The organism is Lysinibacillus telephonicus, from assembly GCF_039654155.1.
Classification (GTDB): domain Bacteria; phylum Bacillota; class Bacilli; order Bacillales_A; family Planococcaceae; genus Ureibacillus; species Ureibacillus telephonicus.
On the sequence record NZ_CP155468.1, the window covers coordinates 2,739,263 to 2,764,512 of the forward strand.

General features: G+C 35.0%; 23 protein-coding genes and 1 riboswitch. Of the genes, 5 read left to right on the forward strand and 18 right to left on the reverse strand.

Features of this window, described 5'->3' with window-relative positions:
- Nucleotides 1–2 precede the first annotated feature (2 nt).
- From MKY04_RS13230 to MKY04_RS13250, 5 genes are all read right to left on the reverse strand, one after another.
- Nucleotides 3–569 (reverse strand): bifunctional adenosylcobinamide kinase/adenosylcobinamide-phosphate guanylyltransferase, encoded by a 567-nt coding sequence (locus MKY04_RS13230; RefSeq protein ID WP_126295643.1) that lies wholly within the window; start codon nt 567–569, stop codon nt 3–5.
- A gap of 111 nt (nt 570–680) precedes the next feature.
- Nucleotides 681–1,619 carry an ABC transporter substrate-binding protein gene (locus MKY04_RS13235; protein WP_126295642.1) on the reverse strand — a complete coding sequence of 313 codons (939 nt, stop codon included), beginning with the start codon at nt 1,617–1,619 and terminating at the stop codon, nt 681–683.
- A gap of 140 nt (nt 1,620–1,759) precedes the next feature.
- Nucleotides 1,760–1,934, reverse strand: a riboswitch (cobalamin riboswitch).
- A gap of 85 nt (nt 1,935–2,019) precedes the next feature.
- Nucleotides 2,020–2,430: a Fur family transcriptional regulator gene (locus MKY04_RS13240; protein ID WP_126295641.1), complete on the reverse strand. Its 411-nt coding sequence runs from the start codon at nt 2,428–2,430 to the stop codon at nt 2,020–2,022.
- Between the two features lie 6 nt (nt 2,431–2,436).
- Nucleotides 2,437–3,288: a metal ABC transporter permease gene (locus MKY04_RS13245; protein WP_126295640.1), complete on the reverse strand. Its 852-nt coding sequence runs from the start codon at nt 3,286–3,288 to the stop codon at nt 2,437–2,439.
- A gap of 16 nt (nt 3,289–3,304) precedes the next feature.
- Complete coding sequence (locus MKY04_RS13250) at nt 3,305–4,051, reverse strand: metal ABC transporter ATP-binding protein (RefSeq protein WP_126295639.1); 747 nt, start codon at nt 4,049–4,051, stop codon at nt 3,305–3,307.
- 142 nt (nt 4,052–4,193) lie between these two features.
- Between MKY04_RS13250 and MKY04_RS13255 the strand changes: the two genes are divergently transcribed.
- On the forward strand, nt 4,194–4,442 hold the full coding sequence (locus MKY04_RS13255; protein ID WP_126295638.1) for a DUF2624 family protein: 249 nt from the start codon (nt 4,194–4,196) through the stop codon (nt 4,440–4,442).
- A gap of 548 nt (nt 4,443–4,990) precedes the next feature.
- On the opposite strand, the gene dacB (MKY04_RS13260) is transcribed toward MKY04_RS13255, so the two are convergent.
- The gene (dacB, locus tag MKY04_RS13260; protein ID WP_346234569.1) at nt 4,991–6,430 is read right to left on the reverse strand and encodes a D-alanyl-D-alanine carboxypeptidase/D-alanyl-D-alanine endopeptidase; all 1,440 of its coding nucleotides are present in this window, start codon (nt 6,428–6,430) and stop codon (nt 4,991–4,993) included.
- A 481-nt stretch (nt 6,431–6,911) separates the two neighbouring features.
- On the opposite strand from dacB (MKY04_RS13260), the gene MKY04_RS13265 reads away from it, so the two are divergent.
- Nucleotides 6,912–8,189, forward strand: coding sequence for an IS110 family transposase (locus MKY04_RS13265; RefSeq protein WP_126296408.1), 1,278 nt, complete (start codon nt 6,912–6,914; stop codon nt 8,187–8,189).
- Nucleotides 8,190–8,595: 406 nt separating this feature from the next.
- Here MKY04_RS13265 and MKY04_RS13270 read toward each other — a convergent pair whose 3' ends face one another.
- The 4 genes from MKY04_RS13270 to MKY04_RS13285 all read right to left on the reverse strand — a co-directional run bounded on the left by MKY04_RS13270 (nt 8,596) and on the right by MKY04_RS13285 (nt 13,578).
- Entirely contained in the window at nt 8,596–9,093 is a 498-nt protein-coding gene (locus MKY04_RS13270) for an SRPBCC domain-containing protein (RefSeq protein ID WP_126295653.1), read from the reverse strand.
- A gap of 502 nt (nt 9,094–9,595) precedes the next feature.
- Nucleotides 9,596–11,026 (reverse strand): D-alanyl-D-alanine carboxypeptidase/D-alanyl-D-alanine endopeptidase, encoded by a 1,431-nt coding sequence (dacB, locus tag MKY04_RS13275; RefSeq protein WP_126295636.1) that lies wholly within the window; start codon nt 11,024–11,026, stop codon nt 9,596–9,598.
- 298 nt (nt 11,027–11,324) lie between these two features.
- The gene (locus MKY04_RS13280; protein ID WP_126295635.1) at nt 11,325–12,212 is read right to left on the reverse strand and encodes a deoxyribonuclease IV; all 888 of its coding nucleotides are present in this window, start codon (nt 12,210–12,212) and stop codon (nt 11,325–11,327) included.
- A 67-nt stretch (nt 12,213–12,279) separates the two neighbouring features.
- Nucleotides 12,280–13,578 (reverse strand): DEAD/DEAH box helicase, encoded by a 1,299-nt coding sequence (locus MKY04_RS13285; RefSeq protein WP_126295634.1) that lies wholly within the window; start codon nt 13,576–13,578, stop codon nt 12,280–12,282.
- A 149-nt stretch (nt 13,579–13,727) separates the two neighbouring features.
- On the opposite strand from MKY04_RS13285, the gene MKY04_RS13290 reads away from it, so the two are divergent.
- Nucleotides 13,728–14,201 carry a hypothetical protein gene (locus MKY04_RS13290; RefSeq protein ID WP_346234570.1) on the forward strand — a complete coding sequence of 158 codons (474 nt, stop codon included), beginning with the start codon at nt 13,728–13,730 and terminating at the stop codon, nt 14,199–14,201.
- 305 nt (nt 14,202–14,506) lie between these two features.
- Here the strand turns inward: MKY04_RS13290 and MKY04_RS13295 are convergent, their stop codons facing one another.
- From MKY04_RS13295 to MKY04_RS13310, 4 genes are all read right to left on the reverse strand, one after another.
- Nucleotides 14,507–15,475, reverse strand: coding sequence for a 4-hydroxy-3-methylbut-2-enyl diphosphate reductase (locus tag MKY04_RS13295; RefSeq protein ID WP_126295632.1), 969 nt, complete (start codon nt 15,473–15,475; stop codon nt 14,507–14,509).
- A gap of 90 nt (nt 15,476–15,565) precedes the next feature.
- Nucleotides 15,566–16,063, reverse strand: coding sequence for a VrrA/YqfQ family protein (vrrA, locus tag MKY04_RS13300; protein ID WP_126295631.1), 498 nt, complete (start codon nt 16,061–16,063; stop codon nt 15,566–15,568).
- Nucleotides 16,064–16,303: 240 nt separating this feature from the next.
- Nucleotides 16,304–17,005: a response regulator gene (locus tag MKY04_RS13305; protein ID WP_126296230.1), complete on the reverse strand. Its 702-nt coding sequence runs from the start codon at nt 17,003–17,005 to the stop codon at nt 16,304–16,306.
- Between the two features lie 15 nt (nt 17,006–17,020).
- On the reverse strand, nt 17,021–18,619 hold the full coding sequence (locus MKY04_RS13310; protein ID WP_126296229.1) for an ATP-binding protein: 1,599 nt from the start codon (nt 18,617–18,619) through the stop codon (nt 17,021–17,023).
- Nucleotides 18,620–18,713: 94 nt separating this feature from the next.
- Here MKY04_RS13310 and MKY04_RS13315 point away from each other — a divergent pair, with 94 nt between their 5' ends.
- Together MKY04_RS13315 and MKY04_RS13320 are read left to right on the forward strand one after the other, a co-directional pair.
- Nucleotides 18,714–19,775, forward strand: a complete 1,062-nt coding sequence (locus MKY04_RS13315; protein ID WP_126296228.1) for a DctP family TRAP transporter solute-binding subunit — start codon at nt 18,714–18,716, stop codon at nt 19,773–19,775.
- A gap of 282 nt (nt 19,776–20,057) precedes the next feature.
- Nucleotides 20,058–21,311 (forward strand): dicarboxylate/amino acid:cation symporter, encoded by a 1,254-nt coding sequence (locus MKY04_RS13320; protein WP_126296227.1) that lies wholly within the window; start codon nt 20,058–20,060, stop codon nt 21,309–21,311.
- A 179-nt stretch (nt 21,312–21,490) separates the two neighbouring features.
- Here MKY04_RS13320 and MKY04_RS13325 read toward each other — a convergent pair whose 3' ends face one another.
- The 4 genes from MKY04_RS13325 to MKY04_RS13340 form a co-directional block, all read right to left on the reverse strand.
- On the reverse strand, nt 21,491–22,612 hold the full coding sequence (locus tag MKY04_RS13325; protein ID WP_346234571.1) for a Nif3-like dinuclear metal center hexameric protein: 1,122 nt from the start codon (nt 22,610–22,612) through the stop codon (nt 21,491–21,493).
- A complete protein-coding gene (locus MKY04_RS13330; RefSeq protein ID WP_126296225.1) occupies nt 22,599–23,306 on the reverse strand; it encodes a tRNA (adenine(22)-N(1))-methyltransferase in 708 nt (235 codons plus the stop codon). Before MKY04_RS13330 ends, MKY04_RS13325 begins: the two co-directional genes overlap by 14 nt.
- Nucleotides 23,307–23,477: 171 nt before the next feature.
- Nucleotides 23,478–23,846 (reverse strand): c-type cytochrome, encoded by a 369-nt coding sequence (locus MKY04_RS13335; RefSeq protein WP_126296224.1) that lies wholly within the window; start codon nt 23,844–23,846, stop codon nt 23,478–23,480.
- 146 nt (nt 23,847–23,992) lie between these two features.
- Nucleotides 23,993–25,135 carry an acyl-CoA dehydrogenase family protein gene (locus MKY04_RS13340; RefSeq protein WP_126296223.1) on the reverse strand — a complete coding sequence of 381 codons (1,143 nt, stop codon included), beginning with the start codon at nt 25,133–25,135 and terminating at the stop codon, nt 23,993–23,995.
- Nucleotides 25,136–25,250: the final 115 nt, after the last annotated feature.

Consider the following 25,250-nt stretch of genomic DNA (forward strand, 5'->3'; position numbering starts at 1 on the left):
TGCTATTTCCACTGTCGTTTTAAACTGTAATCTATTTCGTAAGTTTCATCACTAATTGCTACAATCCATTGATGTAAATCACCTAAAATTTGTCGATATAAATTCACTTCAGAAAAGTCGGAAAGCTGTTCATCCAACACCTCGTTTGACACCAAAATTACAACTATATCTTGGCCTTTCCATGATATAATTTGTTGTTTAAATTCATTTAAATGGTGTTCTATTTGATTTAAACGATTTATTTTATTTAAACCTTGTGTTTTATATAGAACATTGGATAACCATGTTGTAATACAATCCCATAAAACGATAGAATTATTTTGAAACTTGTCGAGTTTTGTTGGAACTTCATCAGCAAGTTCCACTGTTATCCACTCTATTTCTGAAACTTCACGATCTTGCTTATGTCTTGTAATACGACTTTTCATTTCCTCATCGAATGCAACACCAGACGCAATATAAATTAAATGGCTGCTGTTATATTTTGTATATAATTCTTTAGCATAGTATTCTGCAAATGCACTTTTACCACTTCGAACACCACCTGTAATAAAAAGTACTCTTCCCATGGAAAATCTCCTATTCAAGATCCTGCGTTATGGACTAATTAGGATTGTCCTTTAGACGTAATTAAGAAGCCGTCTCAGTTTATTGAAACGGCTCTGCTCACCATCAAATGATTATTTAAATAATTCCGGATATACGGTTTTTGCCATTAACTCAATTGCTTCACCAATTCGTGGACCTTGGCGATTAACAATATCAGGGTCTATTAAATAAACTTGTTTATTTTGGATTGCTGTTATTGTTGACCAGCCTGCACGTGATAATATTTCAGCTTCTGGGTTTTCTGCATAATTTACTGTAGTAAGAATTACTTCCGGATTTACATTAATGATATCTTCCTCTGTAACTGAAAACCAACCTTCTTGCTCTGAAAATACATTTTCAATACCAGCAGCATCCATCAACTCTTGTTGGAATGTATTAGAACCAACTGACCATACTTCTGGAGCTGGTGAAATTTCAAAGTATACTTTTTTCTTTGTTTCAATAGTTGCAGTTTTTTCTTGTACCGCGGCAATTTGTGATTTTATCGTCTCTACAATTTGTTGTCCTTGTTCTTCTACGTCCATAACTTGTGCGATTTGTTGAATATCTCCATAAACATCTTCAATTGTAAGGGCAGATTCGATGACGAATACTTTAAGCCCTGTACTTTCTAATTGCTCAATTTGTCCTTCATTACTGCTAGATGCAAAGATAATATCCGGATTCATTTCTACAATTCGCTCGGCATTCACTGTTTCAAAATCAGCTACTTGCTCAATTTCAAGTACTTCTTCGGGATATGTATCATTTTGTGTTACACCGATAACTTTGTCCCCAGCACCTAGTTCAAATAAAATTTCTGTATTACTTGGCAATAACGATACTACTTTTTCAGGTACTTTATCGAATGTTAGTTCAATACCTCGATCATCAACCACAGTATAAGACTGTTGTTGTTCATTTTTGCTATCTTTTTGTGTAGTCGTTGTTTCTTCATTAGATGCACACCCAACTAATAATAATGATATTACAAGTAGTGCAAACCATAAATTTTTAAAATATTTCATCTTACTTCCTCATTTCTTTGTCGTTAAAGAGCCTTCTACAATAAAAAAGCCATCCGAGAATGGATGGCATTAACTTACAGAATATTCACATGGATATTCAACAAATTTTGCCGTACATTCTCTTTAGTTCCGAAGAGGTTTGTTACGATCAGAAAAAGACTGGTCTCCTGGCTTGTGTGTTTTTCTAATAGATGATTTCTAATTTGACTAAGAGCACACCCTTAAAAACTACACTTACAGTTGCGGACACAGCTTCGGCCTTTAACCGAATTCCCAATTTAGCGTTTTTTGCGCGTCTTTTCCCTGCAAACTTATTCACTTAATATGCAATGTACCATACTGCCCTCAATAATTGAATAGTTATTTTTGGCTACTAGTAGTTTGCAACAAAATAAAAGTATTATTTACAATTTGCACATTTACCGTAAATTTCAAATTTATGAGATTCAATTGTACAATCTGGCAACTTTTCGTTAATCATTTCCATTGGACAAATAGGTATTTCTTTTACTTTTCCACATTCCATACATATAAAGTGGTGATGGTGGTGTTCTGATTCACACTGCATTCTAAAGTTTCTTTCACCATTGAGCTCTGTTTCTTCTAATATTCCTAAGTCAACAAATGTTGCTAAATTACGATAAATTGTATCGAAGCTCATTCCAGGAAAATCTTTTTTCAAAACTGTCAATAGGTCCCTGGCAGTTAAATATTTATCAGTTTCTTCAAACATATTTAAGATAAGCTCTCGTTTATCTGTTTTTTTATAACCGTTTTCTTTTAATTTTTCCCAAGCTCGCGAAAGATTCACAAAAAACTAACCCCTTTCCGCCTTTATTTTTAATACGCTCTTTTTACCGATGATAACTAAAAATAAAATGATAATTGATGTTACGACTATTGTACCACCTGGAGCTAGATTAAGATAAAACGCACTCACCAATCCAATGATGACTGCTGCTTCCCCGAATAAAATCGAATAAAATATCGTTTGCTTAAACCCTTTTGCTATACGCATACTTGCTGCAACAGGAAGCGTAATTAAAGAAGAAACTAATAAAATGCCGACAATACGCATACTTGCTGCAATAACTAATGCGACTACAATCATAAATAGCAAATGAATCCATTTTGCAGGCAATCCACTTGCCTTTGCATATTCTTCATCAAATGATAATACAAACATTTCCTTGAAAAATGTAAATAGAAATACAAAAACAACAATTGCGATAAAAATAACAATCCACAAATCATGCCTTGATACTGCAGAAACAGAGCCAAATAAATAACTCATCATATCAGTATTAAATCCACTTGCCAACGAGATAAAAATCGCACTCAGTCCAATACCACCGCTCATAATGATTGGAATCGCCAGTTCTTCATAGTGCTTATACAGGCTCCTTAAGCGTTCGATCAATATTGAGCCGCTAACTGAAGCAGCAATTCCAAGGTAGATTGGATTTAATAATGCAAGTGAAGAAATCGATTGACTTAAATATAAGCTTCCTGCAATACCAGCCAGCGTAACATGAGAAAGTGCATCGGCGATTAGAGACATTCTCCTAACAACGATAAATACCCCTAAAACAGGTGCAATCACACCAATGATAAGCCCTGAGTAAAAGGCATTTTGTAAAAATTCATAATTTAATATAGCTGCGATCATTTATGCCTTCTCCTCTTTAATGAATCTTTCTTACTGCATGGCCTTGCCACTTGTCGAGCTGTTCTTGTGATATTGAATCGAAATCTTCCTTATATCCATGGAAATGAATCGTTTGATTTAAACAAGCAACATGGCTAATTCGATTTGACACAGTATCAACGTCGTGTGTTACTAAAATAATTGTTATATTTTGTTCCTTGTTTAATGTTGCTAACATATCATAAAATGATTGAACATTTTCATGGTCAATACCAACAGTAGGTTCATCTAAAATTAAAACTTTAGGTTCTGAAATAAGTGCCCGTGCGATAAAAACACGCTGCTGCTGCCCGCCGGAAAGCTGGCCAATATTGCGGTCGCTGAACTTTTCCATTCCTACTGATTTTAATGTTTGATGTACTCTTTCTTTTGCATCCTTTGGCATTCGTTTAAATAAACCAACTTTCTTTGATAATCCACTTTTCACTACTTCTTCGACAGTAGCAGGAAAACCTGAATTAAAAGCATTGGACTTTTGAGAAACATAGCCGATCCATTCCCTCTCACGAAATGAATCATTAGGCTGACCGAACAATTTGATTTCTCCAGCCATCGGTTTAATTATACCAAGTAATAATTTTAGAAGGGTAGATTTTCCAGAGCCATTAGGGCCAAGGATGGCAAGAAAATCTCCTTCTTTAACTTGAAAGGAAATATCATTCAATACTTGTGTATATTCATATTGAAAAGATACATTTTTCATTTCGATTATTGTTTCGCTCATTTTTTCTCTTCTTTCTAATTCATAATCATTACGATTTACAACTTGTTAGTATAGTTGATTCATAGCAAAATGTAAAGTGAGCAAGCTTGAAATCTTGGGTGTGGAAGAATTCTTAATTGATTAGTATTGAAAGGATGATTTATTGAAACAGATTGAATTTATTGAAGCGTTCTTATCAAAATCGGATAAGGAAATTATTCAATATGCAAAGCAATACGATGTTGATTTATCTATTGATGAAGTTCGAAAATTGCGTCCACTAGTAGATAAAGCTTCTTTTACTTGGATTATAACAGGTATACCTAAAGCATTTTTAAAAGAAGTTGAAAAAATTATTGGTAAGAAAAAGTTAAAGAAGCTACTGAAACTTTATGATTCATATACACAATAGACTATCTTTCTTAATAGTTTATATCTATTATTTGGGTTGTAACTAATGAACTACTCAACAAACTTTAGAGTCAAAATACAAAAAGGAATTAATTGCGTAATCAGTTAAAATGTTCAATACTATATATAAATTTTTCTAAACTTTTCTTTTTAGGAATATTAGTAATTCATTAAAATAATATGCTCCTCAAAATAAATATTTAAATTGTGGCAATGAATATAAACTGTTATTAGGGGAATATGATGACTAAAAATACAAGGATTTTAGCCAGTTTTATAATAGCATTTATTTTAGGATTACCTTTAAAATGGATTCAATATAAAGGTGAAGGAATCAGTTTTCTAAAAGTTTTTGAAATCGGAATACAGGGTATTTTATTTAATGTTTTGTATTTGATATTAGATACTATTATTATATATGTAATATGGTCCAGTATTCTAAAGTATAAAAATAGAAATTAGCAAATTCTTAGTTTTTATTAAATTAAAAAGAGCATGTCTTAATATTCAAGACATGTTCTTTTTCTATTTTTTGAAGCCTATAAATTATTAATAGTCATTTATAATTTTTTTGACAACTTGATCGATTTCGTCCACTTTATTTGATGTTTGATTTTGCGTCATAATCGCGAAGGTGTATGTTCTTCCACTTTTTGCTGTTACATATCCCGCTAATGTATAGACTCCAGTAATACTACCTGTTTTTGCGACAACACGGTTTTGCAGCGCTGTTGAGGTAAATCTTTTTCTAAGAGAACCACCTATTAAGCGATCTTGCTGACCACCGATTGGTAAACTTGAATATAGAATACGATAATTTGGTTCGTTTCTTACATTTAATAACAAGTAAGTTAGCTCATTTGGAGTAACACGATTTTTATGAGACATCCCAGAGCCATCTTCAAAGCTCCACTGATCCATATGTAATCCTAGTGATTCACCATATTCGTTTATTACTTTCAATCCCTCATTTATATGGCCATTGCCATATACCTCTTTACCCATTGTTTTAACTAAAATATCTGCAATGCTATTATTGCTTAATTTTACAAAAGTGTTCATAAGGGTCTTCAATGGGATGGATTGATTAGTATATATAAGCTCAGCGCTTTCTGGAACCTTTTTCCGTTTAACTGTAGATGTAGAAGGAAATTTTAAACCAGTACCGGCAAGCGTTAATTTTAATGCATGCAGCGTATTAATTGTTGGATCAAATAATGTTACCCATTCTTTCGCTGAGCTTCCAATTGGAATATTACCGGTAATAATAATTTGATTCGTATTATATCTTCGTACAATATTAATTGTATTCCTCTGACCTTTACTTACTGTTTTTGCGCGATTTTGAATACGCATTCCACTCGTATTAGGCTCAGCATTTATTTGTGGGGAGCGCCCTACTTTTGTCGGTTTAACATTAACAATCATTGTCCCTGCATCATAGTCGCTGTTTGGCGACATAGTTAAAGCAGTTGTTCGTGCTGCATAATAAAAACTTTCATCTTCAACAGCTATACCTGGAGTAAGCTGAGAACCTGAAAATGCAGTATCGTCTCCATAAATATTTCCTGTTATTTTATGAATGCCATTACGTTTTAAAACTTTTGCAAAAGTTAAGAAATTATTTTTATTAAGTGTTGGATCGCCTTCACCTTTTATGTATAAATCACCATATAATATGTTGTTTTGTATATCCCCATCAATATATATTTGTGTTTCAAAACGGAAGTCTGGACCAAGAACGTCTAGTGCTGCTGATGCTGTTAATAGCTTTAAAGTGGATGCGGGTTTTCTTCCAATGTCCCCGTTTTTTTCATATAACACTTTACCTGTTGTTAATGACCTTAATGACACACCAATATTCGAATTTCCTAATTGGGATTGTACTGTTTGATCCAGGCTTGATGCTGCTGAGGCTGAATGTAAAAATATAAAATTACTAACAATAAGAGTAAAAATTAATATGTATGTGAATATTTTGTTCTTCATAGATGCCTCCAATATAGCTATTAATAACTATCAGTTTATTATAAAAGTGCTATCATTTACTCTTATAGCATATTTTTAACATAATTAATAGACTACTATTTTTAAAACATTAGAAGAAAGGCAACAGACTGCAGTTGGCTTGGAATAAAATTTGCTTAAAAATGCTATTCAATTCTTATTTAACAGTAAATGCAAACTCCATTTTGATAAAAGATTGATCAAAATGGAGTTTTTTATTTTACTTATATATGAGATTTTTAAAATTGGATCATTTAATATGCTGTTGCTGCACAAATGCGCCTTGTTGTTGAAGATCAATGTCTCTATAAAACTTTTATTCTTATTTAAACCTTTTAGAAAAATAATAAAGGAGCATTCCTGTTAGAAGGATTTTCAGGGTCTTGAAATAAAAAAAGCCCTCTAGTATGATGCATGAGTGTCAACAGCCATTGACCCATCATCACACAGGAGGACTCCGTCTATGAATTTTAATACGAACCAGAAAATTAATCAAGTCACTGAAAATACACTCGTCGTAGGTATCGATATCGCTAAGCACAAACATTATGCTTGCGCAATTGATGAACGAGGCCGTGTGCTTCAAAAGTCATTCCCTTTCACGCAATCAAGAAATGGGTTTGATGCATTTTATGAAAAGTTATTAACTTTACTTACTACGCATGATAAAAGCGAAATATTAGTTGGTTTTGAGCCTACAGGCCACTACTGGATGAATCTCGCTGTCTATCTTTTTGAACATGGGATTCCGTTTATCATGGTGAATCCGAGCCATGTGAACAAATCCAAAGAATTGGACGATAATCTCCAAACGAAGAACGATCAAAAGGATGCACTTGTAATTGCGCGTCTAATACGTGATGGACGTTTTAGCTATCCACGTATTCTAGAAGGCGTGGAAGCGGAATTACGAAACGGTGCCACGTTACGTTCAAAGATACAAGAAGATCTCAATGCATTACAAAATCGTCTCATTCGATGGTTGGATCGCTTTTTCCCAGAATTTATGTCTGTTTTTAAAAGTTTCGGAAAGATGGCGTATGCGGTTCTTGAAAAGACACCTCTACCCGCTGATATTCTCGGTAAATCTCCCGAAGAATTATTGTTTTTATACCGTCAGGTAGAGGGATTAAAATCACCTCAATTGCCGAAGGCAAAACAATTAGTCGAGGCTGCTCAATCTTCAATCGGGTTGACAGAAGGTCTTACGATGGCACGAATAGAAATTGCCACACTCCTTAGTCAACGCAAATTGATGCAACAACAGCTCGATAGTCTAACAGAACAATTAATTGAATTAACGAAACAAATGACGGATTATGAGTATCTAGCCACTGTGCCTGGTATTGGCGATGTAACAATCGTCGATCTTCTTTCAGAGATTGGTTCCTTCACTCAATATGAGCATCCACGCCAATTAATCAAACTAGCGGGACTCACATTACGTGAAAACTCATCTGGGCAACACAAAGGTCAGAAACGCATTTCAAAGCGAGGAAGAAGAAAGCTTCGTTCTCTCTTATTCCGAGTTATGATACCGTTGATTCGCCATAATGAAGCCTTTAAGCAATTACATGAATATTACACCACACGCACAGTTAATCCACTTCGAAAGAAGCAATCGATGGTTGTCCTTTGTGGTAAGTTACTGAAGATTTTACACGCTCTATGCAAGAAGAAAGTACAGTTTGATGAACAACTTATGATGAAAGACCTTTATTGTCTCGTAGAGGCAGCCTAAGCTACACCTTAGCTCGATTAAATTACAAAAGGATGACACGGAGAAGCCGGCATTATTTATTCCATCCGACTACGAGTCCCTAAAGGAGCATCGCCAGCCTCTGCCTTATGAATAGACCGAACGAAGGAATGTATGCGCTAGACGCCAAGAGACATGGGAGGGTACGTCATCATAAGCATTGCAGAGATCCAATTGTGCATCACATATTGGAACGGAAAGTTAATTACTACCAATTAACTTTAGCGAAGCGTATCCTCAAACTGTAAATGAATTGAAGTATTGTAAAATACTAAAATATTATTCTTTAAAAAATATTTTTTCTATTAGATAAAACGGGTCAAACCGTTGATATATCAACATTTATAGAGGGAGTTGACTTAACAACTCCTAATACTTGTTATCTTATCTACTGTAGCTCTTTTAGAAGATCATCGAGGCGGTCAAATTGTGAGGCCATACCTTGGACTACACCCATATCCATTACCTGCTGAAGAGCCTCGATTGACGCGAATTGAGAACGTGTAATAAGTGTTGTCTTTCCTTCATGTTCAACAAAATCCACCGTAATTAGCATCTCTGGCATACCATCGACAGCATTACCTTCTTGATCTGCAAAAACATCTGTATAGACAATCTTCTCAGGTGCAATGATCTCTTGATAGACAAATTTCCCCCATGATTCTTGGCCAAAAAACTCACCTTGGTTCTCATCTGTACAACGCATGCAATAGTGCCATACGCCTTCAGGTTTAAAATCAAATTTGCGATTTTCCGTTTGCCATCCTTTTGGACCCCACCAGCTCTCCAAGCGTTCAGGTTCCGAAAACGCTTTAAATACTTGATCTCGTGGCGCGTTGAAGACTCGTTCTATGACAAGAACTCGCCCTTCTACGTTAGTTGTCATACCGTTTGTTACTTTGTTTTCGGACACTTCAATTCCTCCTACTATATTTTTGTAATAAGTACTTCTTTTCCGTAGTAATCTATTTCGTCACAATATCAGACTTTTCCTTGCAATTTATGTAAATAATAATCCAAGGCATTGAATTCTTTCATACCAGACACTATAGAAAAACTCCTGCTAATGATCTAGATTTTGGAATGGATGCTGCCGAAGCTTATATTTTCGCCGACTAGCATGTTTTCACCTAGACGAGTCCAGATTCACTAAGTGCACAGAGATGTCTGGATGTTTGTGAAATAAGAAAAAACTCTATATTTTTAATCTAATTTTGTTTTAAATGATTAATTTCTTTTATAAAACTACAACTACCTTTGTGAAAACGCAGCTTCCTAATTTCGAAACGCAAATAACTGTTAAGATTTAGGTATAGTGCTTAAAATATTTTAAAAAATAAAGTGAGAAAAGTCATTTTAATAACGACTTTACTCACTCTTTACTTAATTTAGTACGAATTAATCATATATTTTACAACTTCATCAATTGAAGGGATTGCTATTGAAGACTGATTTTGTGTCATAATTGCAAATGCATAGGTTTGCCCACTAGCTGCTTTTACATAGCCTGCCAACGTATATACTCCGGAAATACTCCCTGTTTTCGCAACAACTCGCTCTGTATAAGGCTTTGAATTAAATCGTTTACTAAGTGAACCACCTTGTAAACGATCTTTCTCTCCTCCTATTGGCAAAGCTGCATAAAACTCTTTATAGTTGGGTTCCCCCTGCATTTTAAATAAAAGCTTTGTTAGCTCATTTGCAGTGACTCGATTATTATGTGAGATTCCCGATCCGTCCTCGAGCGACCATTGATTTGCATCCAGACCCAGCATTATTCCATAATCTTTTAAAACACTTACTCCAGCTTCAGTCGTACCTTTTCCAGAAGCTTCTTTGCCCAGAGTCTTTATTAATATATCTGCAATACTATTGTTACTAAGCTTTAAAAATGGATTAATCAAAACCTTTAGCGGTAAAGAATGCTTAGTATAAATCATTGAAGCATCAGCAGGCACTTCTTTTCGATCTACTGCTGAATTACCTAAAAAATCGATACCACGTTGTCTAAATGTATTTTTAATCGCATGAAGAGTATTAATCGTTGGATCATAAAGTGTTACCCAGTCTTTAAAGGAGCTGCCAATCGGTATATTCCCAGTAACAACTATAGTATTTGTTCGGTATTGCCTCTCAATTTGTATTGTGTTTGACTGGTTCGCATTTACAGTTACCGCATTGTTTTGAATGATCATCCCGCTTTCATTCGGCCTAGCACTTATTATAGGCTGCCTTCCTACTGAAGACGGAGATACATCAATTATTATTGTACCAGCATCATAATCATTGTCAGGCGACATCGTTAATGCTGCTGTTCTTGATGCAAAATAATAACTTTCATCCGCACTTGCTACACCTGGAGTTAGTTGTGGGCCTGAAAACAAAGTATCATCCCCATATAAATTTCCATCAATCATTTTTATACCTTGATGCATTAACGTGTCTGCAAAGGCAACAAAATCTTTCTTTTGTAAAGTTGGATCGCCTCCTCCTTTTATATAAACGTCTCCTCTTAATACACCATCCACAACCAAACCATCGATATAAACCATCGTATCGAAGCGATAGTTGGAACCAAGAACATTAAGTGCTGCCGCTGCAGTAAGAAGCTTTAAAGTAGAAGCAGGTTTCATTCCAACATCTCCATTTTTCATATATATGACTTCCCCTGTTTCTAAACTTCTTACAGAAACACTAATATTGTCATTCCCGAGTTGTGATTGAACGATGTTTTCTAAGTTCGAATTTGCAGAAACAATCTTGTCATGATTAATAAGTAAAAGTGTTAGAAGTAAAATGACGACTAATTTCTTTTTCACCTAATCCTCCTGAGTAAGGTCTAGCTCCAGCGCCCAGCCCCTCGAGGTCGCGGTCTGCCCCTCTGTCGAAAGCTAAAAAGATGCTTTCGACAGAGGGCCCTCCGAAGCACACGGATGTGCAAGTGCCGACAATGCCACACGATGTGGCGTTTTTGTCGGCCAGCGCTTGAGGTTCACACGATGTGAATCATGCCGCCTGTCGCATGGACGCGACAAGAGGCGGCACGGGGCTTACGGGGCGCTTACGCTTTTCTAATAAAAAAATGCACTAAGCTTAGTTTGCTCAGTGCATTTTTTGTTAAACAGTTAATGCTTCAATTTCTTCAGGTTTATAGTTGCCTGTACGAAGCATGGCAATTTCATATTTATAAGGTGCTTTTTTATTTTTTGAGTCAGTTCCAACCCAAGGTGTTTCTAGAATTTTAGGGATTTCCTTAAACTGTTCATGATGAACGATATTATATAATGCTTCAAATCCAATATGTCCAAACCCAATGTTTTCATGGCGGTCTTTTGCAGCACCACAAACATTTTTACTATCATTTACATGAACTACTTTAATGCGGTCTATCCCTATTAGTTTATCAAATTGCTCTAATACTCCATCAAAATCGTTAATAATATCATAACCAGCATCGTGTGTATGACATGTATCAAAGCAAACGGATAAACGTTCATTATTTTTTACACCATCAATAATCTGTGCTAATTCCTCAAATGTTCTCCCAATTTCAGAGCCTTTTCCCGCCATCGTTTCTAGTGCAATTTGTACAGGATGATTCGTAGCTAACACTTCATTTAAGCCTTCAATTATTTTCGCAATACCTGCATCAACCCCTGCTCCAACATGGGCTCCTGGGTGTAATACTATTTGTGTTGCGCCAATTGCTGCTGTACGTTCAATCTCTTTTTGTAAAAAATCAACGCCAAGTGCAAATGTTTCTGGCTTTGTTGTATTCGCAATATTAATAATATATGGTGCATGTACTACAATATTTGAAAGCCCATGCTCCTTCATATGCGCAAGGCCTGCTTCAATATTTAATTCTTCAATAGGTTTACGACGAGTATTTTGCGGCGCACCGGTATAAATCATAAATGTAGATGCACCGTATGAAGCTGCTTCTTTACTTGAAGCAAGAAGCATTTCTTTCCCACTCATCGAAACGTGTGAACCAATCAACATTCTCAAGTTTCCTCCCATTATCTTCGTATGCTTTTTTGATATTAGGCCTTAAGCATCCTCAAAGCTTTTATTTCATACGATTTCTTTTTTTACGTTCTTTCTTTTTAATTTTTTCCATTTCCCAACGCATATTTCGTTTATAACCAGGTTTTACCTTTTTTGGTTTACGAACTTTTGCCTTTGCAATAACGTCTATCTCGTTTTCATGTTTTTCTCGATTTTTTCGGGCGTGGCGTTCTTTTAATTCAATCCATTCACCATTTTTTACGTCTTTTTGTTCGAATGGTATACCCATTTTTTCAACTCGAATTAATGCATCTTCATCCTCTGGCTGGAAAAGAGTAATGGCAGTTCCTCTATTGCCAGCACGAGCTGTCCGACCCACACGGTGAATGAAAAATTCAAGATCATCTGGAATTTCATAATTGATAACATGAGAAATCCCTTGTATATCAATACCGCGTGCTGCTAAATCCGTTGCAACGATATATTGAAACTCTAGATCTCTTATTTGTTTCATCATTTTTTTACGGTCACGCGGACTTAAATCACCATGTATTTGACCAGCTCGAATTCCTTGTTCTGCTAAAAATCCAGCTACTGATTCTGCTGTTTTTCTCGTGTTGCAGAAGATTACAGCAAGATAAGGATTAATCGCCTCAATGACGTCCAATAACCTACGATTGCGTGATTTCGAGCGAACTGGAACTAATACAAAATCAATGTTTTCTGCCACTGGTTTTTTATCATTCATATGAATATGAATTGGAGATTCCATATATTTTTTTAAGAACGGCTGTAATTTAACTGGAATCGTTGCAGAGAATACAAACATTTCAAGATTCTCAGGCATATGTGAAGCAAATCCATCAATATCCTCGATGAAACCCATATCAAATGCTAAGTCTGCCTCATCTACAACTAGAATTGGCGCCGTATGGACAAGCAATGCTCCTTCAGCAACTAAATCACGAATACGTCCAGGTGTTCCAACAACAATTTGTGGCTGTGTTTTTAATTTATCGATTGTTCGTTGTTTGTCCGTACCACCAATTAATAATTTCGCTTGGATGTTTGTTTCTTCAATTAGCTGACTTAATGCATCAAATATTTGTTGAGCCAATTCACGAGTTGGTGATGTAATCACTGCTTGTACTTCTTGTTTCTCTTCGTTAATACGTTGCACGATTGGCAATAAAAAGCTATGTGTTTTACCTGTTCCCGTATGTGCCTGTCCAATCGCACTTTTTCCTCTTAAAATAAGCGGAATCATTTCCTTTTGAATAGGGGTGGGTTCTGTAAAGCCAAGTTTCGCTATTGCATCTCTTAAAAATGGCTTAAAATCATAATCCGTATATTTCGACATATTTCGTACCTCCTAATATGCTTCATATTGTATCATCTTGGTAATATAAAGCACAACAAATCCACTGCCGAAGCCCAATAAACGCAAGGCTTTTAGAATATTTAATTAATTCAGGTTATGCAAAATATACCTTATTGAAGAGAGTGAAGTTGCAATTAAAATATTGTTTTATAAAAAAATGTTTTATAAAAAAACTTATTATCATACTTTTTAAAGAAGGAAGAATTAAAACGAGAAGATATTACATATTATTAGCCTTTTTAATTATTATCGGCATTATTATTTTATTAAATTTCCCTTACGATCAAAAAAATGAGAATCTCCCTTCTTACGCTACTGCTGAGGAATTAAAGGAAATTGAAGAAATATACACGAAAATTGAAGAAGTTAAATTAACTAAGAAAATAATTTATGAGTTAATAAAAAGCGGTTACTCTCCACAAAGAAGAATACAGTATACAGTTTACTCCTCTGATGAAAAAGTCCTTACAATTTCATTACCAAGCAAAGACATTGATGATAAAAATATACTTAAAATTAACGACATTATTAATACAATTTCAAAAGAAAATGGTCTTAATACATTTTCAGTTGAAATTATCGAAATAGGAAAAGGCATCTAACATATATTTTTAAACAAAATGTTATTTCTTTTGTCAAAGTAGTTTTAAGAAATATAAGTAAACGCAGCATCCCACTGTGAGCTGCGAATTATATTAGAAGAATTAGAAGCACGGCTAATTTGGTGAGCAGGCATTACACAAAGCACAAAAACAAGTCGTACAGATACAACGTGGCGCTGCGGCTTATGTGCTTAGCCCGCTCACATCCCTACACTATAAATCATTATAAATACTCCAATGTAATTTATTAAAACAAAAAAGTACAATTCAATCTAGCTGTTGAATTGTACTTTCGGATAATTAAATTAATAAGGCATAATCTTCTCTACCGGCTTTGGTTCTTTAATTTTCGGTAGGATTTTGTCTAATGTAACTGTTCTGTTGATTTCATGTGTTGATGGATCTTTTGGATCGTATTTTTCTAAAAACGAAATGACTTCTTTTACAATTGGCGTTGGTGTTGAAGCTCCTGCAGTTACAGCAACTGTTTCAACCCCTTCTAGCCATTCTAATTTTAGTTCAGATAAATCTGCAATACGGTGAGAAGGTGTATTGGCAATTTCTTCAGACACTTGAGTTAATCGATTTGAATTATTTGATCTTGGATCCCCTACAACGATTAATAAATCTGCTGAGCCAGCTTGATTAGCAACGGCTTCTTGACGAACTTGGGTTGCAAGACAAATTTCTTCATGAACTTCGATATGTGGAAACTTCTCCTTTAAGCTATCCATTATATGCTTTACATCCCATTGGCTCATCGTAGTTTGGTTCGTCACTAATAATTTATCATTCTTTAATTCTAGTGCATCTACATCATCCATGTTTTGAACTAGAAAAACATGGTCTGGCGCAACACCTATTGCCCCTTCTGGTTCTGGGTGCCCTTTTTTACCGATGTAAATGATGTCATAACCTTCAGCAGACTTTTCACGAATTAAATCATGAGTTACTGTAACATCTGGACAAGTGGCATCTATTGAAACAAGCCCTTTCTTTCTAGCAATTTCACGAATTTCAGGTGAAACTCCATGGGCTGTAAAAATTACAGTACCTTTGTCAACTTGCTCAATAATTTGTTTACGGTCAGAACCATCTAATGTGATGATTCCTTCCTTTTCAAAAGCATCCGTAACATGCTTATTGTGTACAATCATTCCTAATATATAAATAGGTCTTGGCAATGTTTTATCTAATGAGGCATTGCGTGCAATCACCATTGCATCGACTACTCCATAGCAATAGCCTCTTGGATTTATCTTAATGACTTGCATCATGTCAACTCCTTTTGCGGTTACATAAATTTATTATAACGGAGCGACACGGTTTATACAAAACTTCCTACTAATTTTTCACTAAAAGCATTAATCAAAATTATAAGGTGGTTGATAAATACGTGGAACTGAAGGACGTGTAGTGAGTGGTTCAGGTCTATATTTATCTTTTGATTTTACTGATGTAGAAGTCTTTTCGCTTTTCCTAGATGGTTCTTGACTGCCTTGTGATTTAGGTAAACTTTGAAAACCTTTATATAACTTCCATATAGCAGGTAAATTCCTGAACATTGGTGTTGCCTGTTGAATTAATGGTTGAAAGCTTTGTGCAGTTGATAAAAATCGATTAGCCGTTTCCATAAATGAGTCAAGTTTAGGTGTAGAGCCTCTGGTAGGTAATCCGCCTTGCGTCATACCTTGCATGCCTTGTATTCCCTGCATACCTTGTGTTACACCCTGCATTATTCCTGGACCCATATTTGGTGGAAACTGAGGAGGCTGTTGATATCCAAAGTTTTGCATCGGACCAGGGAAACTATTAAATGGACGACCTTGTGGCATTGGTGGTCTAAAACTTTGAGGACGCATATGATACTCCTTTCTTCGATACTTTTGTCGAAGGTTATTCTAAAATCTATCATATGCAAATGGGCTTAATTTTGTACAAAAGAAGTATTTAAAAGTGAAGGTGACGTCCATAATTTGGCTTACATTTTTTGAAAAGATAGTGGTGTTTAAGGTAGTAAGGTTTATACATTTATCCAAATACTTATTAATAAAATAAAGAGTCTATTCACAGATTTTATTCTCTGGAAAGACTCTTAATACTTAAACAAAATATTGATTTATAGGTCTACCTACTCCACCATAGTGTACATCAACTTTAATGAAATTGTGCTTTTCGAGAAAATCTAAATAACGTCGTGCTGTCACCCGCGCAACGCCGATTCCGGCAGCAACCTCATCTGCAGATGCGCCATCTTTTGAATCTTTTACAAATTTCAGCACTTTATCTAAAGTCGAACGATTAAATCCTTTCGGCAAGTCTGTCATTAGAACTGTGTTACTTTCAACAGCTTCATCTATTTCTACTAAATAGGGGTGAATCATTTCATCCAGTTCCTTTTGGGTTAAATCCTGCACATCTTTTGTCTTTAACTTAAATTTATAATAATTTAACAATGTTTGTTGAATACGTTCAAAGGTAAATGGCTTCATAATATAATCATATACACCAAGATGTAAAATTTGCTGAATAGTCTGCATATCATTAGCGGCAGTTACTGTAATAACATCTACCGGCAAGTTATTTGAACGAATTTTCCGAAGTGTATTGAGACCATCCTGCTCTGGCATAAAAATATCCATAATTACTAAATCGGGCTTTAATTCAACGATTTTTTTATATCCTTCCACCCCATTACTGCTCATCGCAATCACTTGGAAGTCATCAACCCGTTCAATAAATTGCCTATTCACTTCTCTTACCATAGGGTCATCTTCTACAAGTAGTACTTTAATTTTATCCAACTTTTACTCCCCTAACTATATTTCAAATGTAATAATAAATGTCGTCCCTTTATGTTGTTCACTTATGACTTCAATCGTACCGTTTCCTTTATTTACAATTTCGTTTACTAAAAATAGACCAATCCCTCTATTTTCCTTTGCCTTTGTAGAAAATCCGCTTTCAAAAATGTGAGATTGCACTTCCTCGGACATTCCTATTCCGTTGTCACTTACTAATATCGCCAATATTCCATCATTATCATCAATTGAAATAGTAATCTCTTTCTCTTTTTTATCAACAGCAACTAACGAATCAAAGGCATTTTCGATTAAATTTCCAAATAAAACAACAAAGTCATGGTGATCAAGTTTTGCAGGAAATTTTGTAAACCTGCTCTCTTTATCAATCGTTACTGTTATTCCCAATTCCTTGCCTCTGCTTATTTTACTTAAAAGTAAACCAGATATATTTTCATTATAAATTCTTTCATTTAAAAATTTCGTTACACTATCATGTTCATCTTTTACTTGTGATAAATATTGTAAAGCTTGTTTTGTATGGCCTAAATGTAGAAGTCCTGCAATTGTATGAAGTTTATTTTTATACTCATGTGTTTGTACACGTAACGCTTGTACAAACGCTTTAACTCCAGTAAGTTCTTCCGCCAGCTGTTTAAATTCGGTTAAATCTTTAAATACTGCAAGTGCTCCTACTTTTTTGCCATTAACAATAATCGGGATTCGATTACTAATAATACTATGGTTATTTACGTAGAGTTCCTGATCATAAACTGGCTGCCCGGATATGACAATCTCCGGTAATCTTGTATCGGGCAATACATCGAAAATATTTTTACCTATATTTTTAGCGGGATCACCAGCAACTCCTAAAAGTTCACTCGCCTTTTTATTAAAGATTGTAATATTAAAATCTTTATCAATTGCAATAATTCCTTCATGCATGGCGTTAAATGTTTCAGTTCTTTCGACATACATTTTCGATATTTCATGAGGCTCTAATCCAAACATCTGCTTCTTAATATGCCGCCCTAATGTATGGGCACCCCATATACTAAAGAGGATTGATATTCCAATCGTAATAATTATTTCATTTTTATAATCAGCCACTATTTGGATAAAGGATGGTAATGAGAAGCCAACCACGACTACTCCAATTTGCTTATTATGATTATTCATAATCGGAACAAATGCACGAATCATTGTTCCTTCCGCACCCTGTGCTTTAGATAAATAGTAATTCTCAGCAAATGCAGCATTGATATCCGTAGATTTACTAATTTCACCAATCTGTTCTTTTGAAGGATGAGAATATTTCACACGGTCCATATTCATAATGACGATATAATCCGCTTTATTAATATAGCGTATTTCTTCAATAATATTGTTTATATTTTGGGATGCTTCTGCAACATCTTCACTCTGCAAATTAGTTTTTATTTCGGGCAAGTATGCGACAGTTCGGGCAACAAGCATTGCGTTTTGGCCGATATTTTCTTCATTTTCCTTTAATAAACTCCCCATTACAAATGTACCTGCCACTAAAAATGAAAAGGCAATGATGAAAAATGTTAAAAACATTATTTTACCATTCACAGATAGTCTTTGTTTTTTCATTTTCATCCTCCCTATCATTAATAAATTGTTACTTCCTTTTACTTCTGTTTATAATGAAATATATATTAAATCTGATAATCTTGTGGTGAAGTCTATGAAATACTTTCTAACTGGTTCCTTTATTACCATCATTATATTAATCGTACTATTCGGGTATCGTCAAAATATTTTTTCAACATCTGAAATGCCTTATGATGATGAACAAATAGGTTTAAAAGATCAAATCACTATCCATTTTAGTCATGTTGTAGCAGAGAATACACCAAAAGGGATGGCTGCAGAAAAATTTGCTGAGCTTGTGGAAAAGAAAAGCAATGGTCGTGTTGTTGTACAAGTGTATCCAAATGGAATGTTGTATAGCGATAATAATGAAGTAGAAGCTCTATTAAATAATGAAATCCAAATGATAGCACCTACTTTCTCTAAGATGACAAACTCTCTACCAAATTGGCAAGTTCTTGATTTACCTTTTATCATAGAAAATAATGATGAATTAAAAAGAGTCTTAAGTGGACCACTTAGTAAAAAATTACTAGATGAATTAGAATTAATGAATATAAAGGGGTTAACGTTTTGGAGCAATGGCTTTAAACAGATTGCTTCAAATCAACCAATTACTGAAGTTGAAGATTTTGAAGGAGAACGCATTCGAATGATGCCTAGCAGTATACTAAGACAGCAATTTAGATTGCTCGGTGCAGAGCCTTATGCTTCCTCATTCGGTGATGTATATTATGACCTGGAAAATAAAATCATTGATGCACAAGAAAATACTATATCAAATATATACTCTAAACAATTTCACACGATGGAAAATCATATTACTCTTTCGAACCATGGAATACTTTGCTATGCAGTGATGATGAATGAAGATTTTTGGAATAGCTTGGATGAACAAATCCAAGAGATCATCATAGAATCACTTGAAGAAATGCAGCAATGGCAATACGACCAAGCAGAAAAAATAAATACGGAAAACCTGAAGCTGCTTGAAATGGATGACTCGATTCAAATTTATGAATTGACCGATGCGCATAAACATCAATGGCAAGCCAAATTACAACCAATTTATGAAATATATAATAATGAAGTAAATGGTGAGTATTTAGATGAATTATTACATGAACTAAATAAAGATACTTTTCTATCCAAATGAACTAAATGAACAAAATTTAACTGCCTATTTTAATTAGGCAGTATTTTTTATGTCACTTTTATTTTGTACTATAACAAAAATCACCCCTTCTAAAGCAGTAATATAACAGTTGAAAGCTTGATATTATAACATTTTCAAATGCAGTCGCATGATATTGAACGAAATGAACGATATAAACTTTAAAAACTAAACAGCTTTTTCTGAAAACTATCAGTTATGATAGTTTCAATGAAAGCGATAACATTATTTTTCGCAGCAAGGAAATAAGGAGGATGGATAGAAATGAAAATATTTAAAAATTTAACAGTTCAAGTTATAACTGCTATCATTTTAGGTATTATTGTCGGAGCAATCTGGCCTGAATTCGGAGCAGGTTTAAAAATATTAGCAGACTTATTTATTAAATTAATTAAAATGTTAATTGCTCCTATTATCTTCTTAACTGTTGTTATCGGTATCGGCAGCATGGGAGATATGAAGAAAGTTGGTAAAATCGGTGGTAAGGCATTAATCTATTTTGAGATTGTGTCTACAATCGCTTTAGCAATTGGTATTGCAGTTGCACTTATTATTCATGCTGGTAGTGGCTTAGATACTTCACATGCTGGCGAGTCAGATATTTCACAATATACGACTGCTGCAGCAGAATCTGAACATGGTATTGGAGCTTTCATTTCAAGTATTATACCTGATAACTTTATCGGAGCACTTGCTAATGGTGAATTATTACCTACATTATTTGCAGCTGTATTATTCGGTTTAGCAGCAGCTTCATTAGGGGAAAAATCAAAACCAGTTATTCAATTATTTGAACAGGTTTCAGAAATATTCTTTAAAATCGTTGGAATGGTAATGAAATTCTCGCCAATTGGTGCTTTTGGTGCTATGGCATATACAATTGGCAACTTTGGATTAGAATCATTAGGTAACCTAGGTTTATTAATGGCTTCTGTTTACCTAACAATGGCTATATTCATTATTGTTATTTTAGGATCTATTGCTAAATTCTACGGATTCAATATTTTTAAATTTATTGCCTATATTAAAGATGAAATTTTCTTAGTAATTGGTACGTCTTCATCTGAATCTGCATTACCTTCAATGATGCGTAAATTAGAAAGATTCGGATGTTCTAAACAGGTAGTTGGTTTGGTTGTTCCAACTGGCTATTCATTTAACCTTGACGGTACGGCTATTTACTTATCAATGGCTGCCTTATTTATCGCACAAGCTTACGGTGTAGATTTAACATGGATTCAAGTAATCACTCTTCTTGGTATTTTAATGATTACTTCAAAGGGTGCAGCTGGTGTAACAGGTTCAGGTTTCATTACTTTAGCTGCAACGCTTGCGGCTTTCCCAATGATTCCTGTTGAAGGTATCGCATTATTAATTGGTGTTGACCGCTTTATGTCAGAAGCCCGCGCTGTGACTAATTTAATTGGTAATGGTGTTGCAACTGTTGTTGTTTCGAAATCAGAAAAAGAATTTGACGAATCAGTAAACGAGAAAGTAATGGCGGCACATTCAAATTAAGAAAAAGCACAATTCAGATTATGATCTGAATTGTGCTTTTTTGTGGTCACTGCTAATCCGGTATTAATTTCGCACATAAACCTTGAAAAATCGCACATAAATTTCAGAAAATCGCACAAAAGACATGTACCTACTCTTAAGGCTTATAATAAAAACTGCTCATAAATCCCAATTTAGTCTTAAATAAAAATAAAAGGTTCTGTATTAATTTCAGATTGTATAAATTGAACAGATATTTTTGCACTTTCACATAGTGTTGTCATTTTTTCAGCAACACCTTTTATCATAACTTTTTCAACGTGATGACCTGGATCTACAATGTTTAACCCGATACTTTGTGCATCTTGTGCAACGTGGAAATACATATCTCCTGTTACAAAAACATCTGCCCCAGCCCTTTTAGCAGCATAGATATATTTATTGCCATCCCCGCCGACGACCGCTACTTTGGAAACCATTGTTGCCACATTACCAACTACACGAACACATGGTACGTCTAATTGAGTTTTAACGTGTTGTGCAAACTGTTCTAATGTCATTGGTTGTTTTAAAGTTCCAACGCGTCCTAAACCCATTTCATTCGTTTCAACTGCAAGTGTATATAAATCATATGCTGGTTCCTCGTATGGATGAGCGTTTAGCATCGCTTTTAAAATTTTGTTTTTTAAAGAGTGCGGAAAAACAACTTCAATTTTTTCTTCATCCGTTTTTTCCATTTCTCCAATATTGCCGATAAAAGGATCTGCCCCTTCAAGTGCTCTAAATCGCCCTTGACCATTTGTTGAAAAGCTGCATGAATCATAATTTCCAATATGTCCAGCTCCCGCTTTTGCTAATGCAAAACGAACCTTTTCTGCATAATCATCAGGTACAAAAACTGCCAGCTTCATTAAATTTTCATGATACGTCTTTTCTAGTATTTGACGGTTTTCAAGCTGCAGTGCATCTGCTAATAAATCGTTTACACCGCCTTCTGCAACATCCAAATTCGTATGAGCTGCATAAACCGCGATATCATTTTTTATTAACTTTTCATATAATTTTCCCGCAGGTGTATCTGTTCGAATATTTGACAATTTACGGAAAATTGGAGGGTGATGGGCAATAATTAGTTCACACCCTTTTGCAATAGCTTCATCAGCAACTTGTTCATTTACATCGAGTGTTACAAGCACTTTGGATATCGGTTTATTTAATGTACCGATAGCAAGTCCAATAGGGTCATTTTCCATGCAGGCAATTTTTTTAGGCGACCAGCTCTCAAACAGTTGGATGATTTCTTGTCCATTAGCGGTTTTCATTATTTAATACCTCCTCAACAAGTCCTATTAAATGCAATAGCTCTCCTCTTTTTGCAACAATTTCGGATGTTTGCTCTGCGTCTTGTATTGATGCTAAAACTCGCTTCCAATTTTCGATTTCCCTTGACCACTTTTCTATAAATACCTTTGATCTCTCAGCGATTAAAAATTTGCCTAACAGTATCTCAGCTTCCGTTAATGTCATTACTCCCTTTTGCAGTACGAGGATTTCATAGATTTTTCCATCCTCCTCTAGTATCACTTCATCTAAAATCGCCCATCCATTTTTTAAGGCCCATTGCCGAATAGTCTTTGCATGGATATTAGGTTGAAGAATAAGACGTGTAACGTGTTTTAATGCCTGTGGATCCTTTTCTAATATTGAAACAATTAAAGGTCCACCCATGCCAGCAATTGTAATCGTATCTACTTTATCTTGCTCTTCAATTGCTTTTAGTCCATCAGCAAGACGAACTGAGATTTGTTTATCCAAACCTTCTGATTTCACTTGACGAACTGCTGATTCATACGGACCTTTTACCACTTCACCTGCAACCGCTTTATTAATAATTTCATGATGAATCAAATAGCACGGCAAGTATGCATGGTCGCTCCCTATATCGGCTACTACCGCCCCAGTTGGAACAAATGATGCTACCGCTTCTAAACGTTTTGATAACTTTTGCGCGTTCATAAATTACCGCCTTTTTCTATATTTGTCGATTATATTATATTAAAAAAACACGATTTGTCGAAAATCATGCGAAAATCAATGCTTACTTATGTGGATATCCATAAACTTATACTTTCCTATCCGAAAAAAAATAAATCCTTAGTCGTCTAACGGCTAAGGATTGAGAAAATATTATTGTAATGAAGTAATATAGTCAGCGATTGCTTGAGCTTCCTCTGGAGTTTTCATACCTGGAGTCATTGGAGTGCCTTCGATACCGTTTACTAAAACATCAACAATATGTTCAGCATCTTTATCAACAAGGCTTGGCCCCATACCACCAGTTAAGTCACCACCGTGACAGCCGATACATGTGCTAACTAATTGTTCACCGCCAGCACCTTCAGCAGTAGCGCCGCCGCCTTCTTCTTCAGTAGTACCCTCTTCACCATGTTGCGCAATTTCTTCTTTATTTCCTACACCTTCTAATGACATGAAAAAGATGAGTCCGATACCGAATGCCATGATAAGAATATAAGGAATAATTGGATTGTTTTTCATAGGTTACCCTCCCTTTTAGTTTCATTCTTCTACATCTATTAATATAGAATCTAGTCAACAATCATTATTGTACTGCATTATCCGAAAAACGAAAAGCCCTAAACGACATCTTTTATGAGGTTTGTAACAAATTCGACAATATTAAGTCAAAGTTGTAAAATTTGGCGGGCAATTACTAATTTTTGTACTTCGGACGTTCCTTCACCTATTTCTAACAACTTTGCATCCCTTAAATATCTTTCCACTTCAAACTCTTTCATATACCCATATCCACCATGAATTTGTATTGCTTCGTCGCAAATTTCCATCGCTACTTCTGAAGCATAGTATTTTGCAATCGATGCTTCCTTACTGAAAACTCTTCCCTCATCTTTCAACCATGCAGCTTTATACACCATATTCCTTGCAAGTTCAATTTTTACTGCCATATCTGCGAGTTTAAATTGTGTGGCTTGAAAATCAGATAAGGCTTTCCCAAATTGTTTTCTTTGTTTAGAATAGGCAAGAGCTTTGTCAAAAGCTGCCTGCGCTATTCCTACAGCCATTGCAGCAATTCCTATTCTTCCACCATCTAAAGTTGTTAAAAACTGTTTAAAGCCGTTGCCTCTTTTTCCGAGTAAGTTTTCCTCAGGAACTTTCACATCTTCTAATATAAGTTCTGTTGTATTTGAAGCATTTAAACCCATTTTTTCATATGGACAGTTAATAGTAAATCCTTCACAATCTGTTGGAACGATAATTGCACTTATTTCTTTTTTACCGTCCTCAACTCCTGTAATAGCTGTTAATGCTAGATGCTTAGCGAAGCTAGCATTGGTTATAAAAATTTTCGTGCCATTGATGGTAAAGTGACCATCTTGTAGTTGCGCTTTCGTTTCTGTTCCTCCAGCATCAGAGCCAGCATTCGGTTCAGTCAAGCCGAATGCTCCAAAAGATTCTCCTGTGCAAATTGGAATTAAATATTTTTCTTTTTGTTCTTTTGTGCCAAATAAATGAATTGGTGCACCACCTAAAGAGATATGGGCAGAATAAGTTATACCGGTAGATGCGCAGGCTCTGCTTAACTGTTCAGTGACAATAGTGAAACTAATAGTATCAGCTCCAGCTCCACCGTATTTTTCTGGAAACGGTAATCCCATAATACCCATTTCAGAAAGTTGTTTAAACACGTCAATCGGAAATGTTTTTGTGCGATCTCTTTCTATTGCACCAGGAGCAACAACTTCCTCAGCAAATTCTCTTATCATTTTATAAAGCATCTTTTGTTCTTCAGTTAAATCAAAATTCATCTGGACACCCCATTTCGAAATTTTCCATATCATCATAGATATATTCTTGTAAGTGATGAAAAATTAGCTTTTTATTGGAGCGACCATTGAAATGATTTAATACAAACGATAACGA